This window comes from Streptomyces sp. NPDC003691 (assembly GCF_053981115.1).
The window spans coordinates 20,995-43,853 of sequence record NZ_JBSFNQ010000063.1 but is presented as its reverse complement, the minus strand read 5'-3'; the positions used below and the strand labels follow the sequence as shown (position 1 = coordinate 43,853).

At 74.7% G+C, this 22,859-nt stretch carries 1 protein-coding gene; it reads right to left on the bottom strand.

Annotation, left to right across the window (positions count from 1 at the left end; translation table 11 throughout):
* A partial coding sequence (locus ACWDR0_RS25345) for a type I polyketide synthase (protein ID WP_456354061.1) occupies positions 1 to 22,853 on the bottom strand: 22,853 nt, incomplete at its 3' end.
* Positions 22,854 to 22,859 lie beyond the last annotated feature (6 nt).

The window sequence follows — 22,859 nt, the reverse complement described above, 5'->3', positions numbered from 1 at the left end:
TGGCGCAGCGACTGGGCCGCGTAGTGCAGGGCGACCAGCGACGACGAGCAGGCCGTGTCGACGGTGACCGCCGGGCCTTCGAGACCGAAGGTGTAGGAGAGCCGGCCGGAGGCCACGGCGGTGGCGCTGCCGGTGAGGAAGTAGCCCTCGGTGCCCTCGGGCGCCTCGGTGATCCCGGCCCCGTAGCCGGAGGGAGAGACTCCGACGAAGACGCCCGCCTGGGTGCCGCGCAGTCGCGCCGGGTCGATCCCGGCATTCTCCAGCGCCTCCCAGGAGGCTTCGAGGAGGAGGCGCTGCTGCGGGTCCATGGCGAGGGCCTCGCGGGGCGAGATCCCGAAGAACGCGGCGTCGAAGGTGGCGGCGTCGTGGACGAAGCCGCCCTCGGCGGTGGTGGAGGTGCCGGTGGACTCGGGGTCGGCGTCGTAGAGCCCGCCGAGGTCCCAGCCGCGGTCGGCGGGGAAACCGGTGATGGCGTCCGTACCGTCCAGGGCGAGGTTCCACAGGTCCCGCGGCGACCGGACGCCGCCGGGGAAACGGCAGCTCATACCGATGATGACGACGGGGTCGTCCTCGTCGGCACCGGCGACGGCCACGGCCGGGAGGGCCGCGGTCCGCGGGCCGGTGGAGCCTTCGGCCCCTTCGGTGCCTTCGGTGCCCAGGAGTTCGGTGCCCAGGAGTTCGGTGCCGAGGAGTCCGGCGAGGGCCTCCGCCGTCGGATAGTCGAAGACCAGGGTGGTCGGCAGGGTGAGTCCGGTGGCGGCGCCGAGCCGGTTCCGCAGCTCGACCGCGGTCAGCGAGTCGAAGCCGAGGTCCCGGAAGGGCCTCCCGGCGGTGACGCCGTCGGTACCGGTGTGGCCGAGTACGGCGGCGGCTTCGCCGCGGACCAGCTCCACCAGGGTGCGGGTGCGTTCGGCGGCCGGCAGCGGGCGCAGGGTGTGCACCAGCTCCGGGGTGCCGCCGTCCGCGGCGGCGCCCAGCCGTACGACCTCGGGCAGGTCGGCGATGAGGGGCCGGGTCCTGGCGGCGGCGAACGCCGGGGCGAACCGCGCCCAGTCGACATCGGCGACCGTGACCTGGGTCAGGTCCTCGTCCAGGGCGCGCCGCAGGGCGGCGACGGCCGCGGCGGGCGCCAGGGCGGGCAGGCCCCGGCGGCGCAGCAGCTCCCCGGCCTCCGGGTCGGCAGCCATGCCGATCTCGGCCCACGGGCCCCAGGCGACGGCGGTGGCGGCCAGTCCGCGGGCGCGCCGGTCCTCGGCGAGTCCGTCGAGGTAGGCGTTGGCGGCGGCGTACGCGGACTGTCCGCCGCTGCCCCACACTCCGGCGATGGACGAGAACAGCACGAACGCGTCCAGTTCCCGGCCCTGTTCCCGCTCCCGCTCCCCGAGGAGTTCGTCGAGGTGGGCCGCGCCGAGGACCTTCGCGGCCATGACGGCCGCGAGGTCGTCCGGGTCGCTGTCGGCCAGCGGCCGGGTGGCCGCGACACCCGCGGCGTGGACCACGGCGGTGAGCCCGGGCAGCGAGTCCAGCAGGGCGGCGACCGCGTCCCGGTCGGTCATATCGCAGGCCGCGACGGTGACCCGGGTGCCGAGGCGCGCGGCGAGGGCTTCGGCGTCGCCGCCGCGGCGGCTCGCGAGCACCAGGTGCTCGGCGCCCGCCCCGGCGAGCCACTCGGCGGTCCGCAGGCCCAGTCCGCCGGTACCGCCGGTGATCAGGACGGTGCCGCGCGGGGTCCAGGTCCGGTGGACCCGGGTGAACGGCCGGTGGGCGAGCCTGCGCAGCAGGATGCCGGAGGGCCGGACGGCCAGCTGGTCCTCGTCCGTGGTGCCGAGCGCGGCCGCCAGCCGGGCGACGGCCCGGTCGTCGGCGCGTTCGGGCAGGTCGACCAGGCCGCCCCAGCGGTCGGGGTGCTCCAGGCCGACGACGCGGCCCAGCCCCCAGACCGCGGTGCGGTCGGCGGCGCGGACCCGGTCGGAGCGGCCGGTGGACACGGCGCCCGCGGTGGCGATCCACAGCGGGGCGCCGATGCCCGCGTCACCGAGGGCCCGGACCGCTGCCGCGGTGGCCAGGGTCGCGCCGCGCGGATCGTCGTACGCGCCCAGGGCGAGCAGCGACAGCACTCCGGCGAACTCGCCGCCGGACAGGGCGCCGATCCGGTCGGCGGTCACGGTGAGGGCGTCCGGCAGGGCGTCCGCGGCCCGGGCGAGCCAGGCGCGGTCGGTGTCGGCGGTGGGCCGGTGGGCGCTGCCGGGGATCAGGACGAGCCAGGTGCCGTGGAGTGCGGCCGGGGCCGCGGTGAGCGGCTTCCAGTCGGTGCGGTAGCGCCATGCCTCGTGCGCGGCTTCCTGCCGCTGCCGGTCGCGCCAGGCGGTGACGGCGGCGAGAGCGGCCTCGTCGAGACCGAGTTCGCCGGTGTCGACGGCGGTCCAGAAGCGGGAGTCACCGGCGGTGCGGGCCGTCTGCTCCGGCCAGTACCGCTGCCGCTGGAACGGATAGGTCGGCAGCGGTATGCGGCGGGAGCCGGGCACCAGCGCCGCCCAGTCGACGGGCGTGCCGGTGGTGTGGAGGCGGGCCAGCGCGGTCAGCGCCGACTCGGCTTCGGAGCGGTCGCGCCGCAGCAGCGGGACGCCGCCGTCGGCGAGGGCGGAGAGGATGCCGTCGGGGCCGATCTCCAGGAACGTCGTCACGCCTCCGGTACGAAGCCGCTCCAGGGCGTCGTGGAAACGGACCGCGTCCCGGACATGGTTCACCCAGTACTCGGCGTCGACCCGGGCGGGCAGGCCCGCGACCGGCACCGAGGCCCGCTCGTACGAGAGCACCTCGGCGACCGTGCGGAACTCGTCCAGCATCGGGTCCATGAGGTGCGAGTGGAAGGCGTGGCTGACCTTCAGCCGCTTGTTCTTCCACCGCGACGCGAGGGCCAGGACCGCGTCCTCGTCACCGGAGAGGACCACCGAGCGCGGGCCGTTGACCGCCGCGATGTCGATGCCATCGGTCAGGTGGGGGCGTACGTCCTCCTCGGAGGCTTCCACGGCGGCCATCGCGCCACCCTCGGGCAGCGCGCCCATCAGCCGGCCGCGGGCCGCGACCAGGGTGCAGGCGTCGTCCAGGGACAGCACCCCGGCCGCATGCGCGGCCGCGATCTCACCCACGGAGTGGCCCGCCAGGAAGTCCGGGCGGACACCCCACGACTCCACCAGCCGGTAGAGCGCGACCTCGACCGCGAACAGCGCGGCCTGGGTGAACTCGGTCCGGTTCAGCCGGTCGGCGTCCTCGCCGAAGACGGTCTCCTTCACGGGGAGTTCGAAGCGGGCGCAGACGGTGTCGAACGCCTCCGCGTAGACGGGATACGTGTCGTACAGCTCCCGGCCCATACCGAGCCGCTGGCTGCCCTGTCCGCTGAACAGGAAGGCCAGATGGCCGTCCTCGACCACGCCGGTCACCACACCGGTCACCGGGCCGGGACGGCCTTCGGCGATCGCGGTCAGTCCGTCCGCGACCGCGTCCCGGTCGCCGCCGATGACAACGGCCCGGTGGTCGAGCGCGGAGCGGGTCGTGGCCAGGGAGTACGCCAGGTCGCCCAGATCGCCGAGTCCTCCGGCGGCGGCCGTCTGCCGCAGGGCCGCGGCCTGCGCGGCCAGCGCCGGGGCGCTCGCCGCGGACAGCGGAACCGGCACCAGCGGCGGCAGGACGCGTCCGGCCGTGGCGGCCACCGGCTCTTCGGCGGCCTCCTCCAGGATGACGTGGGCGTTGGTGCCGCTCATACCGAACGAGGAGACACCCGCGCGGCGGGTGCGGTCCGCGGCCCAGTCCCGGGCTTCGGTCAGCAGGCGTACGGCACCGGACTCCCAGTCCACGTGCGACGAAGGTTCGTCGATGTGCAGGGTCCGCGGCAGCACGCCTTCGCGCATCGCCATGACCATCTTGATGACCCCGGCGACACCGGCCGCGGCCTGCGTGTGGCCGATATTCGACTTCACCGAGCCCAGCCAGAGCGGCTGTTCCCCGGAGCGGTCCCGGCCGTAGGTGGCGAGCAGGGCCTGCGCCTCGATGGGGTCACCGAGGGTGGTGCCCGTACCGTGCGCCTCGACCGCGTCGACATCGGCGGCCGACAGGCCCGCGGAGGCCAGGGCCTGACGGATCACCCGCTGCTGCGAAGGACCGTTGGGCGCGGTCAGACCGTTCGACGCACCGTCCTGGTTCACCGCGCTGCCGCGCACGACGGCGAGCACCTGGTGGCCGTTGCGGCGCGCGTCGGAGAGCCGCTCGACGAGCAGTATGCCGACGCCCTCGCCCCAGCCGGTGCCGTCCGCCGCGTCGGCGAACGCCTTGCAGCGGCCGTCCTCGGCGAGACCCCGCTGCCGCGAGAACTCGACGAAGGCCGCCGGGGTGGTCATCACGGTCACACCGCCGACGAGGGCCAGCGAGCATTCGCCCTGCCGCAGGGCCTGCGCGGCGAGGTGCAGGGCGACCAGGGACGAGGAGCAGGCCGTGTCGACGGTGACCGTCGGGCCCTCCAGGCCGAAGGTGTAGGCCAGCCGGCCGGAGATGACGCTGGCGGCCGTGCCGGTGCCCGCGTAGCCCTCGGTGCTCTCCTTGGCGTTCATCAGCACGGCGCCGTAGTCCTGGCCGTTGGAGCCGATGAACACGCCGGCCGGGGTGCCGCGGAGTGCCGCCGGGTCGATTCCGGCCCGCTCGAACGCCTCCCAGGAGGTTTCCAGGAGCAGGCGCTGCTGCGGGTCGAGCGCCAGGGCCTCGCGCGGCGAGATCCCGAAGAACGCGGGGTCGAAGTCGGCGACGCCGTCCAGGAAGGAACCGGCGCGGGCCGCGATGGTGCCCTCCCGGCCGCCGTCGGCGTCGAAGGTCACGTCCCAGCCCCGGTCGGTGGGCAGCGGGCCGACGGCGTCGCCGCCGGAGGCCAGCAGCTCCCACAGCTCCTCCGGCGAGGCGACTCCGCCGGGGAAGCGGCAGCTCATCGCGATCACGGCGATCGGCTCGTCGACCGCCGCCGTGGTGGTGGTGACGACCGCCGCGGTGTCGTCGGGCGCGCCGGTCAGTTCGGTGCCGAGGAAGGCGGCCAGCGCGGCCGGGGTCGGGTGGTCGAAGGCGAGGGTCGGGGGCAGGCGCAGCCCGGTGGCGGTGCCCAGGGCGTTGCGGAGTTCGACGGCGGTCAGCGAGTCGAAGCCGAGGTCGCCGAAGGCCCGGTCGGGGGCGACGGAGGTCGGCCCGTCGTGGCCGAGTACGGCCGCGATCTGACGGCGTACGAGGTCGAGCAGGGCCCGGTCGCGTTCGGCCGGGGTCATCGCGGCGATCCGGCCCGCCATGTCCTGCGGGGGTGCGGCGACGGCAGCGGCGGCCTCGGGGACGGCGTCGAACAGCCGGTTGGGCCGGACGGCGGCGAACTCGGGGGCAAAGCGGGGCCAGTCGATGTCCGCGACGGCGAGGACGGCGTCGTCGTGCTCCAGGGCCCGGCCGAGCGCGGTGACCGCGAGGTCGGGGCGCATCGGGCGGACTCCGGTACGGCGCAGCCTGGCGCCGACGGCGTCGGCCATACCGCCCTGGGCCCACGGTCCCCAGGCCACGGAGGTGGCGGGGAGTCCGGCGGCGCGGCGGCTCTCGGCGAGGGCGTCGAGATAGGCATTGGCGGCGGCGTAGTTGCCCTGGCCGGAGCTGCCGAAGAAGCCCGCGGTGGACGAGAACAGGACGAAGGCGGAGAGGTCTCCGGCAAGTTCGTGGAGGTTCAGGGCGGACCGTACCTTCGCCCGGAACACGGTCTCGAACCGCTCCGGCGTCAGCCCGTCCAGCACCCCGTCGTCCAGCACACCAGCCGTATGGAACACCGCATCCACCGGATACTCCGCCAGCAGAGCCGCCAGCGCGTCACGGTCGGACACATCGCACGCCGGCACCGACACCCGCACACCCGACGATACGAGTTCATCGCGCAGCTCCACCGCGCCCGGGGCATCGAGGCCACGGCGGCTGGTCAGCACCAGATGCTCCGCACCCGCACCCGCCAGCCAGCGCGCCACATGACCACCCAGCGCACCCGTACCACCCGTCACCAGCACCGTCCCCGAAGGACGCCATCCGGTGCCGTCACCGGCCGCCCGGGCCCGGACGAACCTGCGGGCGTAGAGGCCCGAGGCACGGACCGCGAGCTGGTCCTCGCCGGAGGTTCCGGCGAGGGCGAGGGCGGTGACGAGGCCGGACACGATCCGGCCAGCCGTCGCGGAGTCGGTACCGGAGCCGGTGCCGGTCTCGGTGCCGGTCTCGGTGCCGGCGGGCAGGTCCACCAGGCCGCCCCAGCGGGCGGGCTGTTCCAGACCGGCCACCCGGCCGAGGCCCCAGACCGCGGCCTGCGCCGGGTCGGGGGTGCCTTCGAGGGAGACCCCGCCGCGGGTGACGACCCAGAGCGGGGCGTCGACGGCGGCCCGGACGGCTTCCAGGGTCGCGTGGAGAGCGGGGCTCGTCCCGGTCTCCAGCGGGGTGCCGTCGAGGGCGAGCAGGGAGAGGACTCCGGTGACACCGTCGGTGTCGGCCGGGTCGGTGGTCACCTCGGCACCGGCCGCCCGGATCCCGTCGGCCAGCGCCTCCGCAAAGCCGGTGCTGTCGTTCGGCGGGGCCAGGAGCAGCCAGCGGCCGGTCAGTTCCGGGGCGGCGGTCTCGGGCAGCCGGACCCAGTCGGCGCGGTAGCGCCAGGCGTCGACGGCGGACTTCTCGCTCCGGCGCTCGCGCCACGCGGTCAGCGCGGGCAGCACCGGCTCCAGCACCTCGGCGAGTTCGCCGTTCTCCACGGCGGCCCAGAACTCGGCGTCCTCGCTCGCCGGGGCGAGTTCGGGCCAGTAGGACCGGCGCTGGAAGGCATAGGTGGGCAGGTCGACGCGGCGGGCGCCGGTACCCGCGAAGAGTGCCTCCCAGTCGACAACGGTGCCCGCGACATAGAGACGGGCGAGCGCGGTCAGCGCGGACTCCACCTCGGCGCGGTCGCGGCGGAGCAGCGGTACGCCGCCTTCGGCGAGGGCGGACAGGATGCCGTCCGGGCCGATCTCCAGGAAGGTCGTCACACCTTCGGCGCGCAGGGACTCCAGCGCACCGTGGAAACGGACCGCGTCGCGGACATGGTTCACCCAGTACTCGGCGTCGACCTGCGCGGGCCGGCCCGCGACCGGCACCGAGGCCCGCTCGTACGACAGCGACTCCGCGACCGTACGGAACTCGTCCAGCATCGGGTCCATGCGGTGCGAGTGGAAGGCGTGGCTGACCTTCAGCCGCTTGTTCTTCCACCGCGCGGCAAGTGCGAGGACCGCGTCCTCGTCGCCGGAGAGGACCACGGAGCGCGGCCCGTTGACGGCGGCGATGTCGACGCCATCGGTCAGGAGCGGGCGTACGTCCTCTTCCGAGGCTTCCACGGCGACCATCGCGCCGCCCTCGGGCAGCGCGCCCATCAGCCGGCCGCGGGCCGCGACCAGGGTGCACGCGTCGTCCAGGGACAGCATCCCGGCGACATGGGCCGCCGCGATCTCACCCACCGAATGACCCGCCAGGAAGTCCGGGCGGACGCCCCACGACTCCACCAGCCGGTAGAGCGCCACCTCGACCGCGAACAGGGCGGCCTGCGTGAACTCGGTCCGGTTCAGCAGCTCGGCGTCGTCACCGAAAACCACTTCGGCGAGCGGGCGCTCCAGTCCGGTGTCCAGACGGGCGCAGGCGGCGTCGAACGCCTCCGCGTAGACCGGGAACGTCTCGTACAGCTCACGCCCCATGCCGAGGCGCTGGCTGCCCTGTCCGCTGAACAGGAACGCCGTACGGCCGGTGCTCGCGGCCTGTCCGACGACGGCGCCGCCGTCCAGGACGGTCGCCAGGCCGCGGGCGAGGGTGTCCTCGTCGGACGCCAGCACCACGGCACGGTGTTCCAGCGCGCCGCGGGTGGTGGCCGCGGAGTACGCCAGGTCGAGCGGGCCGTGACCGGCCGCGGCGAACCGGGCGGCCTGGTCGCGGAGCGCGGTACGGCTCCGGGCGGAGACCGGGACGGGGATCAGCGGCAGCACGGCCCCGGCGGGGCCGTCGTCCTCAAGGGTCGTGGTGCTGTCGGGGCCGTCGGGGGCCTCGAGGGACGTGGTGGGGTCGGGGGCCTGCTCGACGATGAGATGGGCGTTGGTGCCGCTCATGCCGAACGAGGAGACGCCCGCCCGGCGGGGTCCTTCGGAGTCCCACTCCCGGGCCTCGGTCAGCAGCTCGACGGCTCCGGCCGTCCAGTCGACGTGCGGCGACGGCTCGTCGACATGGAGGGTCCTGGGCAGTATCCCGTTCCGGATGGCCATGACCATCTTGATGACGCCCGCGACGCCCGCGGCGGCCTGGGTGTGGCCGATATTGGACTTGATGCCGCCGAGGAACAGCGGCCGGTCCCCGGGCCGGTCCTTGCCGTAGGTCGCGAGGAGCGCCTGGGCCTCGATGGGGTCGCCGAGGGTGGTGCCGGTGCCGTGTGCCTCGACGGCGCCGACATCGGCGGGGGTCAGTCCGGCGGCGTCCAGCGCCTGGTGGATGACCCGCTGCTGGGAGGGGCCGTTGGGCGCGGTGAGTCCGTTGGAGGCGCCGTCCTGGTTGACGGCCGAGCCGCTGATCACCGCGAGGACGCGGTGGCCGTTGCGGCGGGCGTCGGAGAGCCGCTCGACGAGGAGCAGTCCGGCGCCCTCGCCCCAGGCGGTGCCGTCGGCGGCGGCGGCGAACGCCTTCACCCGGCCGTCGGCGGCGAGTCCGCCCTGCTTGCTGAACTCGGTGAACGCGGCGGGCCCCGACATGACCGTCACACCGCCCGCGAGGGCGAGGGAGCATTCGCCGGAGCGCAGCGCCTGGGCGGCCCAGTGGAGGGCGACCAGCGACGACGAGCAGGCGGTGTCGACGGTGACGGCCGGGCCTTCGAGGCCGAAGGTGTACGAGAGCCGGCCGGAGACCACGGCGGCGGCGTTGCCGGTGCCGAGGAAGCCCTCGACATCGTCGGTGGCGCGCAGCAGCAGGTTCACATAGTCCTGGCCGTTGGTGCCGACGAAGACGCCGGTACGGCTGCCGCGGAGCGCGGCCGGGTCGATTCCGGCCCGTTCGAACGCCTCCCAGGAGGTTTCGAGGAGGAGGCGCTGCTGCGGGTCCATGGCGAGGGCCTCGCGCGGCGAGATGCCGAAGAACTCCGGGTCGAAGCGGTCCGCGTCGTGGAGGAAGGCCCCTTCGTGGGTGTGGGAGTCCGTCACGTCGCCCCAGCCGCGGTTGGCGGGGAACGCGGTGACGGCGTCGCGGCCGTCGACGAGGAGCTGCCACAGGTCCTCGGGCGAGCGGACGTCGCCGGGGAAGCGGCATGCCATGCCGATGATGGCGATCGGTTCGTCCGCGGCCGCCGTGCTGGTGGTCCGCTGCGCGGGGGTGCCGGGTGCGGTGCGGGGGCCGTTGTCGCCGTTGCCGTCTCCGTGGCCGTGGCCGTCGCCTTCGCCGAGGAAGCGGGCGAGGGCGGTCGGGCTGGGGTGGTCGAAGACCAGGGTCGCGGGCAGGGTGCGGCCGGTGGCGGCGCCGAGCCGGTTGCGGAGTTCGACGGCGGTGAGTGAGTCGAAGCCGAGGTCGCGGAAGGCGCGCTCGGGGTCGACGAGGTCGGGGCTGCCGTGGCCGAGGACGGCGGCGACATGGCCGCGGACGAGCTGGAGCAGGTCCTGTTCGCCGGTGGGCCGTTCGACCGCGGGGGCCGCCACGGGGGCGGTGGCCGTGGTGGGCTCGGGGGTCGCCAGATGGGCGACCAGCGGATTGGGCCGGGACGCGGAGAACTCGGGCAGGGTGCGGTCCCAGTCGATGTCCGCGACCGCGAGGACGGTGTCCTGGTGGTCGAGTGCCTGCTGGAGCGCGGCGACGGCGAGCCCGGGGGCCATCGGCGGGATACCGCCGCGGCGGACCCGCTCGGCGGCCGCGGAGCCGTCGGCCATCCCGCCTTCCCAGGCGCCCCAGGCCACGGAGGTGGCGGGGAGTCCGGCGGCGCGGCGCTGTTCGGCGAGGGCGTCGAGATAGGCGTTGGCGGCGGCGTAGTTGCCCTGGCCCGCATTGCCCATGATCCCGGCGAGCGAGGAGAAGAGGACGAAGGCGGAGAGGTCTCCGGCGAGTTCGTGGAGGTTCAGGGCGGACCGTACCTTCGCCCGGAACACGGTCTCGAACCGCTCCGGCGTCAGACCGTCCAGCACCCCGTCGTCCAGCACACCCGCCGTATGGAACACCGCATCCACCGGGTGCTCGGCCAGCAGGGCGGCCAGCGCATCCCGGTCCGACACATCGCACGCCGGCACCGACACCCGCACACCGGACGAGACGAGTTCGTCCCGCAGCTCCACCGCCCCCGGGGCGTCGAGGCCCCGGCGGCTGGTCAGCACCAGATGCTCCGCACCCGCACCCGCCAGCCACCGCGCCACATGACCACCCAGCGCACCCGTACCACCCGTCACCAGCACCGTTCCCGAAGGACGCCACGAGGTGGCGGGGGCGGTGTCGCCGCGGGGGGCGCGGACGAGCCTGCGCCGGAACACGCCCGACGCGCGGACGGCGGCCTGGTCCTCGCCGGAGCGTCCGGACAGGACACCGCCGATCCGGGTGGCGGCGCGGCCGTCGATGTTCTCGGGCAGGTCCAGGAGTCCGCCCCAGCGGCGGGGCTGTTCCAGGCCGATGACCTGGCCGAGGCCCCAGACCGCGGCCTGCGCCGGGTCGATGCCGTGGCCGGGGCGGGCGGCCTCGGCGCGGTTGACCGCGACGGCGCCGCGGGTGGCGACCCACAGCGGGGCTTCGGTGCCCGCCGTGCCCAGGGCGCGGAGGAGTTCGGTGGTGGCGGCGAGTCCGCGGGGGACGTCGGGCCGCTCGGGGTGGGGTGTGCCGTCGAGGGCGAGGAGGGAGAGCACTCCGGTGACGCCGTCGAGGAGGTCCCGGGTCAGCTCGCCGGGTCCTTCGGCGCGGACCACGGTGGCGCCGCAGCGGACGAGGGCCCGCTCGACTTCACCGGCCGTCGTGGTGGATCCGGCGCCGACGAGGAGCCAGGTGCCGGTGAGCGCCGGGGACACGGCACCCGTCGCGGGCTTCCACTCGACGCGGTAGCGCCAGGAGTCGACCTCGGTCTCGGTCCGGCGCCGGCGGCGCCAGGTGGAGAGGGCGGGGAGGACCGCGGAGAGCTGGTCACCGCTGGTGTCGAGGGTCGCGGCGAGCGCCGTGAGGTCCTCGCGTTCGACGGCCTCCCAGAAGCGGGCCTCGATGACATCGCCGGTCACCGGCGCGGCGGCCGGGGCGGCGGCGGGCCAGTAGCGCTGCCGCTGGAAGGCGTAGGTGGGCAGGTCGACGCGGCGGGCGCCGGTGCCCGCGTAGAACGCGGCCCAGTCGATGCCCGCTCCGGCGGTGTGGAGGGCGGCGAGCGCGGTCACCAGGGTGGTGTGCTCGGGCCGCTTCCGGCGCAGCACGGCGATTCCGCCGACGAGGGCGGACAGGATGCCGTCGGGGCCGAGTTCGAGATGGGTGGTGACTCCGGCGTCGGCGAGGACGCGGACGGCGTCGTGGAAGCGGACGGCGTCCCGGACGTGGCGTACCCAGTACTCGGCGTCGACCTGTGCGGGCTGGCCCGCGACCGGGATCACGGCCCGCTCGTACGACAGGGATTCCGCGACCGTGCGGAACTCGGCCAGCATCGGGTCCATGCGGTGCGAGTGGAAGGCGTGGCTGACGCGGAGGCGCTTGTTCTTCCACCGCGAGGCGAGCGCGAGCACCGCGTCCTCGTCGCCGGACAGGACCACTGCCTTCGGCCCGTTGACCGCGGCGATGTCCACACCGTCGGTTTCGGCGAGGTGCGGGCGTACGTCCTCCTCGGAGGCTTCTACGGCGACCATCGCGCCGCCCTCGGGGAGTGCCTGCATCAGCCGTCCGCGGGCGGCCACCAGGGTGCAGGCGTCGTCCAGGGACAGCACTCCGGCGATGTGCGCGGCCGCGATCTCACCGACCGAGTGACCGGCGAGGTAGTCGGGGCGGACGCCCCAGGACTCGACCAGCCGGTAGAGCGCGACCTCGACGGCGAACAGCGCCGCCTGGGTGTACTCGGTGCGCTCCAGGACCGCGGCGTCATCGCCGAAGACGACGTCCTTGACGGGGAGTTCGAAGCGCGCGCACACGTCGTCGAAGGCGTCGGCGTACACCGGGTACGTGTCGTACAGCTCGCGGCCCATGCCGAGGCGCTGGCTGCCCTGTCCGCTGAACAGGACGGCGAGCAGGCCGGTGCCGCGGGCCGTGCCCCGGACGACGGAGGCGGCTTCGGTGCCGTCGGCGACGGCGTCGAGCCCGGCGGCGAGGGAGTCGGCGTCCTCGGCGACGACGACGGCCCGGTACTCCAAGGCGGCACGGGTGGTGGCCAGCGAGTACGCCAGGTCGACGGGCTCGTGGCCGCCGGTGGCGGTCCTGAGCCTGCGGGCCTGCTCGCGCAGGGCGGTCTCGTCGCGGGCGGAGAGTACGACCGGCAGCAGCGGGGCGGCCGGGCCGCGGGCAGGGAGTTCCGGGGCGGGCGGCGCCTGCTCGATGACGGCGTGTGCGTTGGTGCCGCTGATGCCGAACGACGAGACACCGGCCCGGCGGGGCCGGTCGCCGCCGGTCCACGGCACGGCCTCGGTCAGCAGGCGTACGTCGCCCTCGGACCAGTCGACGTGCGGCGTCGGCTCGCTGATGTGCAGGGAGCGCGGCAGCAGGTCGTTCTGGAGGGACAGGACGACCTTCATGACACCGGCGATACCGGCGGCGGCCAGGGTGTGGCCGATGTTGGACTTCAGGGTGCCGAGCAGCAGCGGCCGGTCCGCGGGCCGGTGCTGCCCGTAGGTGGCGAGCAGGGCCTGGGCCTCGATGGGGTCGCCGAGGCGGGTGCCGGTGCCGTGCGCCTCGACGGCGTCGACGTCCGCCGCGGTCAGTCCGGCGTCGGCGAGGGCCTGCCGGATGACGCGCTGCTGCGCGGGGCCGTTGGGGGCGGTCAGTCCGTTGGAGGCGCCGTCCTGGTTGACGGCGGAGCCGCGGAGGATCGCCAGGACGGGGTGGCCGTTGCGGTGGGCGTCGGAGAGCCGTTCGACGACGACCATGCCGACGCCTTCGGCGAATCCGGTGCCGTCGGCGGCCGCGTCGAACGCCTTGCAGCGGCCGTCGGCGGCCAGTCCGCGCTGGCGGGAGAACTCGACGAACCCGCCGGGGCTGGACATGACCGTCACACCGCCCGCGAGCGCCAGATCGCATTCGCCCCGGCGCAGGGACTGGGCGGCCAGGTGCAGGGCCAGCAGCGAGGACGAGCAGGCCGTGTCGACGGTCATCGCCGGGCCTTCGAGGCCCAGGGTGTAGGCGACGCGGCCGGAGAGCACGCTGGAGGTGTTGCCGGTGAGGAGATAGCCCTCGGTGCCCTCGGGGTTCCGCTCCAGCAGGGCGCTGTACGCCTGGCCGGTGTTGCCGACGAAGACGCCGGAGCGGGTGCCGCGGAGGGTGGTCGGGTCGATCCCGGCGCGCTCCACGGCCTCCCAGGAGACCTCCAGGAGCAGCCGCTGCTGGGGGTCGATGGCGAGGGCCTCGCGGGGGCTGATGCCGAAGAACGCGGGGTCGAACTCGGTGGCGTCGTGGAGGAAGCCGCCCTCACGGGCGTAGGTGGTGCCTTCCTGGTCGGGGTCGGCGTCGTAGAGGGCCTCGAGGTCCCAGCCGCGGTCCTCGGGGAATCCGGCGACCGCGTCGCCGCCGGAGGCGAGCAGGTCCCAGAGCTGTTCGGGGGTTTCGATGCCGCCGGGGAAGCGGCAGCCCATGGCGACGATCGCGATCGGGTCGTCGGCGGCGGGCGCCGCCGCCGGGGCCGGCGCGAGGGCGGCGGGCGCGGCGGGGGCGGTTTCGCCGCCGACCCGGTCCCGCAGATGGCGGGCGAGGGCCAGGGGGGTCGGATAGTCGAAGACGACGGTCGCGGGCAGCTTGAGGCCGACCGCGGCGCTGAGCCGGTTGCGGACCTCGACGGCGGTCAGCGAGTCGAAGCCCAGCTCGCGGAAGGCCCGGTCGGGTTCGACGGCGTCGACCGACGGATAGCCGAGTACGGCGGCGGCCTGGCCGCGGACCAGGTCGAGCAGCAGCTTGTCCCGCTCGGTGCCGGTGAGCCCGGCCAGCTGCTCTGCCAGCGAGGACCGTTCGGGCAGGGACCGGACCTCGGGGAGGTCGGAGAGCAGTGGGCTGCGCCGGGCGGCGGTGAAGGCCGGGGCGAAGGTCTCCCAGCGGATGTCGACGACGGCGACGAACGTGTCGTCGCGCCGCAGGGCCCGGTGCAGGGCGGAGATCGCCGTGTCCGGGTCCATGGCCGGGGCGCCCTGGCGGCTGAGCCGTTCGCCGATGGCGCCGTCGGCGGAGCCGCCGCCGCCCCACGGGCCCCAGGCCACGGAGGTGGCGGTGAGGCCGTCGGCGCGGCGCTGTTCGGCGAGGGCGTCGAGGTAGGCGTTGGCGGCGGCGTAGTTGGCCTGGCCGCCGTTGCCGAGGGTGCCCGCGGCCGAGGAGAAGAAGACGAAGGCGGAGAGGTCGAGCCCGGCCGTGAGGTCGTGCAGATGCCGGGCGGCGGTCACCTTGGGCGCCAGGACCCGGTCGAAGCGGGCCGGGTCGAGGACGTCGAACACCCCGTCGTCGAGGACGACGGCGGCATGGACGACTGCGGTGAGGTCGTCGAGGTCGTCGATCAGCTCCGCCAGGGCGTCCCGGTCGGTGATGTCGCAGGCCGCGACGGTGGCGCGGGCGCCCAGTTCCCGGATGTCGTCGGCGAGTTCGGCGGCGCCGGGGGCGGCGGGCCCGCTCCGGCTGACGAGGACGACATGGGTGGCGCCGTTGGCGGCGAGCCAGCGGCCGATCCGGGCGCCGACGGCGCCGGTGCCGCCGGTGACCAGGACGGTGCCGGAGGGGTTCCAGTCGCGGGTGGCGGTGCCGGGGACCCGGCCGAGACGGCGGGCGTGCACTCCGTCGGCGCGTACGGCCACCTGGTCCTCGCCCGCCGGGCCGCCGCAGACGACCGCGGTCAGTCTGGCGACGGCATCGTCGTCGAGGGTTTCGGGGAGGTCGACGAGACCGCCCCAGCGCTGCGGGTACTCCTGCGCGGCGACCCGCCCGAGGCCCCAGAGCTGGGCCTGTACGGGGCTGCTGATCCGTTCGTCGCCGACGGCGACCGCGCCGCGGGTGGCGACCCACAGGGGGCTGTCGATTCCGGCGTCGCCGAGGGCCTGGACGAGGGCGACGGTGTGGGCGGTGCCGTAGGCGACGGTGGAGTGGCCGGGCAGGGTGCGCTCGTCGGCTCCGGCGAGGGACAGCACGCCGGACAGGGGGCGCCCGTCGGCGGCTTCGCGGAGCCGTTCGGCGAGTACCGCGCGGTCGGTGTCGGCGTCGGTCAGTTCCAGGGTCGGCGCACCGGGCAGCGGGCTGACGGTGCCGGGCGCGGTGACGACCAGCCAGGTGCCCAGTGCGACGGGAGGCGGCACACTGACGGGCTTCCAGACGATTCCGTACCGCCAGGAGTCGGCGGTGGAGGTGTTCTGCCGGCTTTCGCGCCAGGCGGTGACGGCCTGGAGGGCGTCGTCGTCGAGGCCGAGTTCACCGCTCTCGACGGCCGCCCAGAACTCGGTGTCCAGGGCGGGCTGGGACTCCAGCCAGTAGTGCTGCTTCTGGAAGGCGTACGTGGGCAGGTCCACGCGGCGGGCGCCGGTACCGGCGAACAGGCCCGGCCAGTCCACGGATACGCCGTGGGTCCAGGCCTCGCCGAGCGCGGTCAGCAGCCGGGCCGGGCCGTCCTCGTCCCGCCGGAGCGTGCCGACGGTGACCGCGTCGAGCGCGGTCCCGAGGATCGCGGTGCCCAGTACGGGGTGGGGCGAGGTCTCCACGAAGAGCCGGTGGCCGTCGTCCGAGAGAGCCCGTACGGCGGCCTCGAACTCGACCGGTTCGCGCATATTGCGGTACCAGTAGCCGGTGTCGAGCCCGGCGGTGTCGAACCGGCCGCCGGTCACCGTGGAGTAGAAGGGGATGTCGGAGGTGCGGGGTGCGACGGGCGCCAGATCGGCGAGCAGCCGCTCCCGCAGGGCGTCGACCTGGGCGGAGTGTCCGGCCGTGTCGATGCCTTCGATACGGCGGGCCCGGTGGCCCTCCGCGACCAGCCCGGCCACCAGCTCGTCCAGCGCCGCCGGATCACCCGCCACCGCACAGGCGGCAGGCCCGTTGACGGCGGCAACGGACAGCGCGTCACCGAACCGCTCCAGCCGCTCCCGTACGTCGGCGGCGGGCAGGGCGACGGACGCCATCCCGCCCTTGCCCGCCAGCGACAGCCACGCCTGGCTCCGCAAAGCTACGATCCGGGCGCCGTCCTCCAGCGACAGACCACCCGCCACCACGGCAGCGGCGATCTCACCCTGCGAATGGCCCACCACGGCGGCAGGCTCCACCCCGTACGAACGCCAGACCGCGGCCAGGGACACCATCATCGTCCAGAGCACGGGCTGGACCACGTCCACCCGCTTCAACAGCTCCGGATCGTCCAGGGCCGCCGTCACATCCCAGTCCAGGAAAGGCTCCAGAGCACGCGCACACTCCGCCACCGAGTCCCGGAACACCGGCTCCGACGCCAGCAACCCCGCGGCCATCCCCACCCACTGCGACCCCTGCCCCGGAAACACGAAGACGGGCTTGGTGCCGGGTCCGGCGGTGCCGAGGGCAACGCCGGGGGCTTCGGTGCCCGCGGCGAGTGCCGCGAGTCCGGCGAGCAGGGTGTCCCGGTCGGCGCCGACCACAACGGCGCGGTGGTCGTGCGCGGTGCGGAAGGCGGCGAGGGAGTGGGCGATGTCCAGCAGCGGGGTTTCGGAGCCGACGGTGGCCGTCAGCTTCCGTGCCTGGTCGCGCAGGGCGGCACCGCCGCGGGCGGACAGCAGCAGGGGGACGGGTCCGGCGGCGGCCGGGTCCGGGGCGTCGGCGGGCTCGGCGGTCTCAGGAACCTCGGGGGCCTCTTCGAGGATCAGATGGGCGTTGGTGCCGCTGCCGCCGAAGGAGGACACTCCGGCGCGGCGCGGCCCGGCGGCCGTCCACTCCCGGGCCTCGGTCAGCAGCTCCACCGTGCCCGCCGACCAGTCGACGTGCGGCGAAGCCTCTTCCGCGTGCAGGGTCCTGGGCATCACCCGGTGGCGCAGGGCCATGACCATCTTGATGACACCGGCGACACCGGCGGCGGCCTGGGTGTGGCCGATGTTGGACTTCAGGGAGCCCAGCCGGAGCGGCCGGTCCTCCGGCCGGTCCTTGCCGTAGGTGGCGAGCAGCGCCTGCGCCTCGATGGGGTCGCCCAGCGTCGTACCCGTGCCATGGGCCTCGACGACATCGACATCGGCGGCCGAGAGACCGGCGGCGGTCAGGGCCTGGCGGATGACGCGCCGCTGCGCGGGGCCGTTGGGCGCGGTCAGCCCGTTCGACGCGCCGTCCTGGTTGACGGCGGAGCCGCGAACGACCGCGAGGACCTGGTGGCCGTTGCGCCGGGCGTCCGAGAGCCGCTCGACCAGCAGGACGCCGACGCCTTCGGCGAAGCCCGTACCGTCCGCTCCGGCGCCGAAGGCACGGCAGCGCCCGTCCGGGGAGAGTGCGCGGAGCCGGCTGAACTCGACGATTCCGGCGGGGCTGGACATCACGAGGACACCACCGACCAGGGCCATCGACGACTCGCCCTGCCGGAGGGACTGGCAGGCGAGGTGGAGGGCGACCAGGGAGGAGGAGCAGGCGGTGTCCACGGAGACCGCGGGCCCTTCGAGGCCGAAGGTGTAGGACACCCGGCCGGAGACGGCGCTCGCGGCGCTGCCCATCAGCAGATGGCCCTCGGTCCCCTCGGGGGCCCGGCGGACATCGCTGCCGTAGTCGGAGGCGGAGGCGCCGACGAAAACGCCGGTACGGCTGCCGCGCAGCGCCGCCGGGTCGATTCCGGCGCGTTCGAACGCCTCCCACGACGCCTGGAGCAGCAGCCGCTGCTGGGGGTCGATGGCCAGGGCCTCGCGGGGGGAGATCCCGAAGAATCCGGGGTCGAACTCGCCCGCGTCGTGGAGGAAGCCGCCCTCACGGGTGTAGCTGGTGCCGGGCTGGTCCGGGTCGGGATGGTAGAGCCGCTCCAGGTCCCAGCCGCGGTCCACCGGGAAGGGGGAGATGGCGTCGACGCCGTCGCGGACCAGCTGCCACAGGTCCTCGGGGGATTCCACGCCGCCGGGGAAGCGGCAGCTCATTCCGACGATGGCCAGGGGCTCGTCGGCGATGCCCGCCGATGCGGTGTCGGCGGTGTTCGCGGCCCCCGCCGGGTCCTGGTCCGGCTCGCCCACCAGCTCGGTCCGGACGAACGCGGCGAGCGTCTGCGCGGTCGGGTAGTCGAAGACGAGGGTGGCGGGCAGCCTGAGGCCGGTGGCGGCGTTGAGCCGGTTCCGGAGTTCGACGGCGGTCAGCGAGTCGAAGCCCAGCTCCTTGAAGGCGCGGGCGGGTTCGACGGCGTCGGCCGACTCATGGCCCAGGACGGCGGCGGCTTGGGCGCGGACGGTCTCGGTGATCAGCGCGAGCTGGCCGGCGGTGTCGAGTCCGGTGATCCGGCGGGCCAGTTCGGAGCGGGGCTCGTCGGCGGATCCGCCGGTACGGAGCAGTTCGCGGACGTCCGGGAGGTCCGCGATCAGCGGCCGGTGCCGGGCGATCGTGAACGTCGGGACGAAGGTCTCCCAGTCGACGTCGGCGACGGCGACAAAGGTCTCGTCGTGGTCCAGGGCCTGCCGGAGGGCGGCGACGGCCGGTTCCGGGTCCATGGCGCGGACCCCGCGGCGGCGCAGGTTCTCCTCGGCGTCGCCGGTGGAGGCGATACCGCCGCCCGCCCAGGCGCCCCAGGCGACGGAGGTGGCGCGCAGCCCTTGGGCGCGGCGCCAGGAGGCGAGGGCGTCGAGATAGGCGTTGGCGGCGGCGTACGCGGACTGTCCGCCGCTGCCCCACACTCCGGCGTTGGAGGAGAACAGGACGAAGGCGTCGAGGTCGGTGCCGTCGAGGAGGTCGTGGAGGTGGCGGGCGCCGTCGGCCTTGGCCGCGAGAGTGGCGGCGAAGGACTCGGGGGTGGTGTCGGCGAGCGGCACCGAGGGGGCCACTCCGGCGGCGTGGAACACGGCGTTGACGTCGAGGCCGTCGAGGAGGGCGGCGACCGCGTCGCGGTCGGCGATGTCGCAGGCCGCGATGGTGACCCGGGCGCCCAGCTCCGTCAGCTCGGCCGACAGTTCGGCGGCGCCTTCGGCGTCGGCGCCACGGCGGCTGGTGAGCACCAGGTGCTCCGCGCCCTCGGCGGCCAGCCTGCGGGCCACATGTGCGCCGAGCGCACCGGTGCCGCCGGTGATCAGGACGGTGCCGCGGGGCTGCCAGGGGCGGTCGGCCTCCCGGCCGGCCAGCGGGGCGCGGGCAAGTCGGCGGGCGTACAGCCCGGAGGTGCGGACGGCGAGCTGGTCCTCGTGGCCGATGCCCGCGAGGGCGGCGAGGATCCGGGTCCACTCGGTGTCGCCGGGCTCGGCGGGCAGGTCGAGCAGCCCGCCCCAGAGGTCGGGGTACTCCAGGCCGACGACCCGGCCGAGGCCCCAGACCTGGGCCTGCCCGGGGTCGGTCACGGCCCCGTCGGCGTCGACGGCGCCACGGGTGACCAGCCACAGCGGGGCGGTGACTCCGTGGCGTACGAGCGCCTGGACGAGGGTCAGGGTGCCGACGGCGGTGCCGAGGAGGGACACCACGCCGTCGAACGGCCCCTCGGGGAGCGCCTCCGCGGTGCCGTGGACGACCTGCACCCCGGCGCCGGTGAGCCGCTCGGCCCATTCCGCGGCCTCGGTGGTGCCGTCGCCGATGAGCAGCCAGGTGCCGGCCGGTTCGGCCCGGGCGGGCTCGGGCAGCGGCTTCCAGTCGACTCGGTAGCGCCAGGAGTCGAGGGCGGCGCGGAGCGTGCGGCCCTGCCGCCAGCCGAGGACTGTCTGCTTGGCACCGTCGTCGATGGCGAGTTCGCCGCTTTCGACGGCGGCCCAGAACTCGCCGTCGGAGGTGTCGGCGGCGGCGGGGACCTCGGGCCAGAGCCGCTGGGCCTGGAAGGCGTAGGTGGGCAGGTCCACGCGGCCTGCGCCGGTGCCCGCGAAGAGGGCCTGCCAGTCGGCCTTGACGCCCCGGGTCCAGGCTTCGGCGAGGGAAGCGAGGAGGCGTTCGGGTCCGCCGTCGTTGCGGCGCAGGGTGCCGACGGTGACCGCGTCCGCACCGGCGTCGTCGATGGTCTCCTGGACCCCGACGACGAGGACGGGGTGCGCGGAGGACTCGACGAACACACCGTGGCCGTCGGCCAGGAGGGCCCGTACGGCGTCCTCGAACCGGACCGTACGGCGCAGGTTCTCGTACCAGTACTCGGCGTCCAGTCCGGCGGTGTCCAGCAGTCCGCCGGTCAGGGCGGAGTAGTACGGGACCGAGCCCGTCCGGGGAGCCACGGGGCCGAGAGCGGTCAGGACCTCGTCGCGGATGACCTCGACATGCGCGGAGTGCGACGCGTAGTCCACGGCGATGCGCCGGGCCCGTACGCCCTCTTCCTCGCAGGCGGCGAGGAGCGCGTCCAGACCGGCCGTATCGCCGGAGACGACCACGCTGTTGGGCCCGTTGACCGCGGCGACGGACACGCCCTCGAAGCGGGCCACCCGCTCTTCGACCTCGGTGAAGGACAGCGGGACGGACACCATTCCGCCGCGGCCGGCGAGCTTGATGATCGCCCGGCTGCGCAGGGCCACGACGCGGGCGCCGTCCTCCAGCGACAGGCCACCGGCGACGACGGCCGCCGCGATCTCGCCCTGGGAGTGACCGACCACCGCGGCGGGCTCCACCCCGCAGGAACGCCAGACGGCTGCCAGCGACACCATCACGGCCCACAGCACCGGCTGGACGACATCGACGCGCTGGAGCATCTCCTCGTCGCCGAGGACCGTTTCGAGATCCCAGTCGACAAACGGCTTCAGCGCTTCACCGCAGGCGGTCATGGACTCCCGGAACGCGGGAGAGGTCTCCCACAGCCCGGCCGCCATCCCCACCCACTGCGAACCCTGCCCCGGGAACACGAACACCGGCTTGCCGGAGCCGGAGACCGCCCCGCGCACCACGCCGGCGGCCTCCGCCCCGTCGGCCAGCGCGCGCAGCTTCCCGGTGAGCTCCTCGGTGTCCGCGCCGACGACCACTGCCCGGTGCTCGAAGACCGAACGCGAGGTCGCCAGCGACCAGCCCACGTCGGCGGCATCAGCGGCGGTCGCGTCCGCGGTGACCAGCTCCAGCAGTTTCGCCGCCTGTCCCCGTACCGCCTCCGGCGAACGGCCCGACAGCACCCACGGCACCGCGCCCGACACCGGAGCCGTCCCGGCCCCGGCCTTCCGGGCCTGCGGCGCCTCGTCCGCGGGCACCTGCTCCAGGATCAGATGGGCGTTGGTGCCGCTGACGCCGAAGGAGGAGACACCGGCCCGGCGGAGCCCTTCGGCTCCCCACTCGCGGGCCTCGGTGAGCAGTTCGACATCACCGGCCGACCAGTCGACGTGCGATGAGGGTTCGGTGACATTGAGGGTCCGCGGCAGCACGCCGTGCCGCATCGCCATGACCATCTTGATGACACCCGCGACACCGGAGGCCGCCTGGGTGTGCCCGATGTTGGACTTCACCGAGCCCAGCCAGAGCGGGCGGCCCTCCGGCCGGTCCTGGCCGTACGTCGCGAGCAGCGCCTGCGCCTCGATGGGGTCGCCCAGCGTCGTACCCGTACCGTGCGCCTCGACGACGTCGACATCGGCCGCGGTCAGCCCGGCGTCGGACAGCGCCTGCCGGATGACGCGCCGTTGCGAGGGGCCGTTGGGCGCGGTCAGCCCGTTCGACGCGCCGTCCTGGTTGATGGCCGACCCGCGGATCACCGCGAGGACGGGGTGGCCGTTGCGGCGGGCGTCGGACAGCTTCTCCAGGACCAGCACTCCGGCGCCCTCGGCGAATCCGGTGCCGTCGGCGGAGGACGAGAACGCCTTCACCCGGCCGTCGGGGGCGAGCCCGCGCTGCCGGGAGAACTCGGTGAAGATATCGGGCGTGGCCATCACGGTCACACCGCCCGCCAGCGCGAGGGAGCACTCACCGGAGCGCAGCGAACGGGCCGCGTAGTGCATGGCCACCAGCGACGACGAGCAGGCCGTGTCGACGGTGAGCGCGGGGCCCTCGAAGCCGAAGGTGTAGGAGAGCCGGCCCGAGACCACGGCGCCCGCGGTGCCGATGGCGAGATAGCCCTCGCCGATGGCGGGGTCGCGGCGGAGCAGGTCGGCGTAGAAGCCGCCCGCGCTGCCGACGAAGACGCCGGTACGGCTGCCGCGCAGCGATCCGGGGTCCACCCCGGCCCGCTCCAGGGCCTCCCAGGACGTCTCCAGCAGCAGCCGCTGCTGGGGGTCCATGGCCAGCGCCTCGCGGGGCGAGATCTCGAAGAAGCCGGGGTCGAAGTCGGCCACGTCGTGGACGAACCCGCCGTGACGCGTGTACGTGGCCCCGGGGCGCTCCGGGTCGGGGTCGTAGGGCAGGTCCCAGCCGCGGTCGTCGGGGAACGCGGTGATGACGTCCCGGCCCCCGGCGACGACCTCCCAGAGGTCGTCGGCCGAGCGGACGCCGCCGGGGAACCGGCAGCCGATCGCCACCACGGCGATCGGCTCATGGGCCGCGGCCGCCAGCTCGGCGTTCTCCTTGCGGAGCCGCTCGGCCTCCTTCAGCGAGGCCCGGAGAGCCTGGACGACCTGTTCGTTGGACGTAGCCACTTTGCG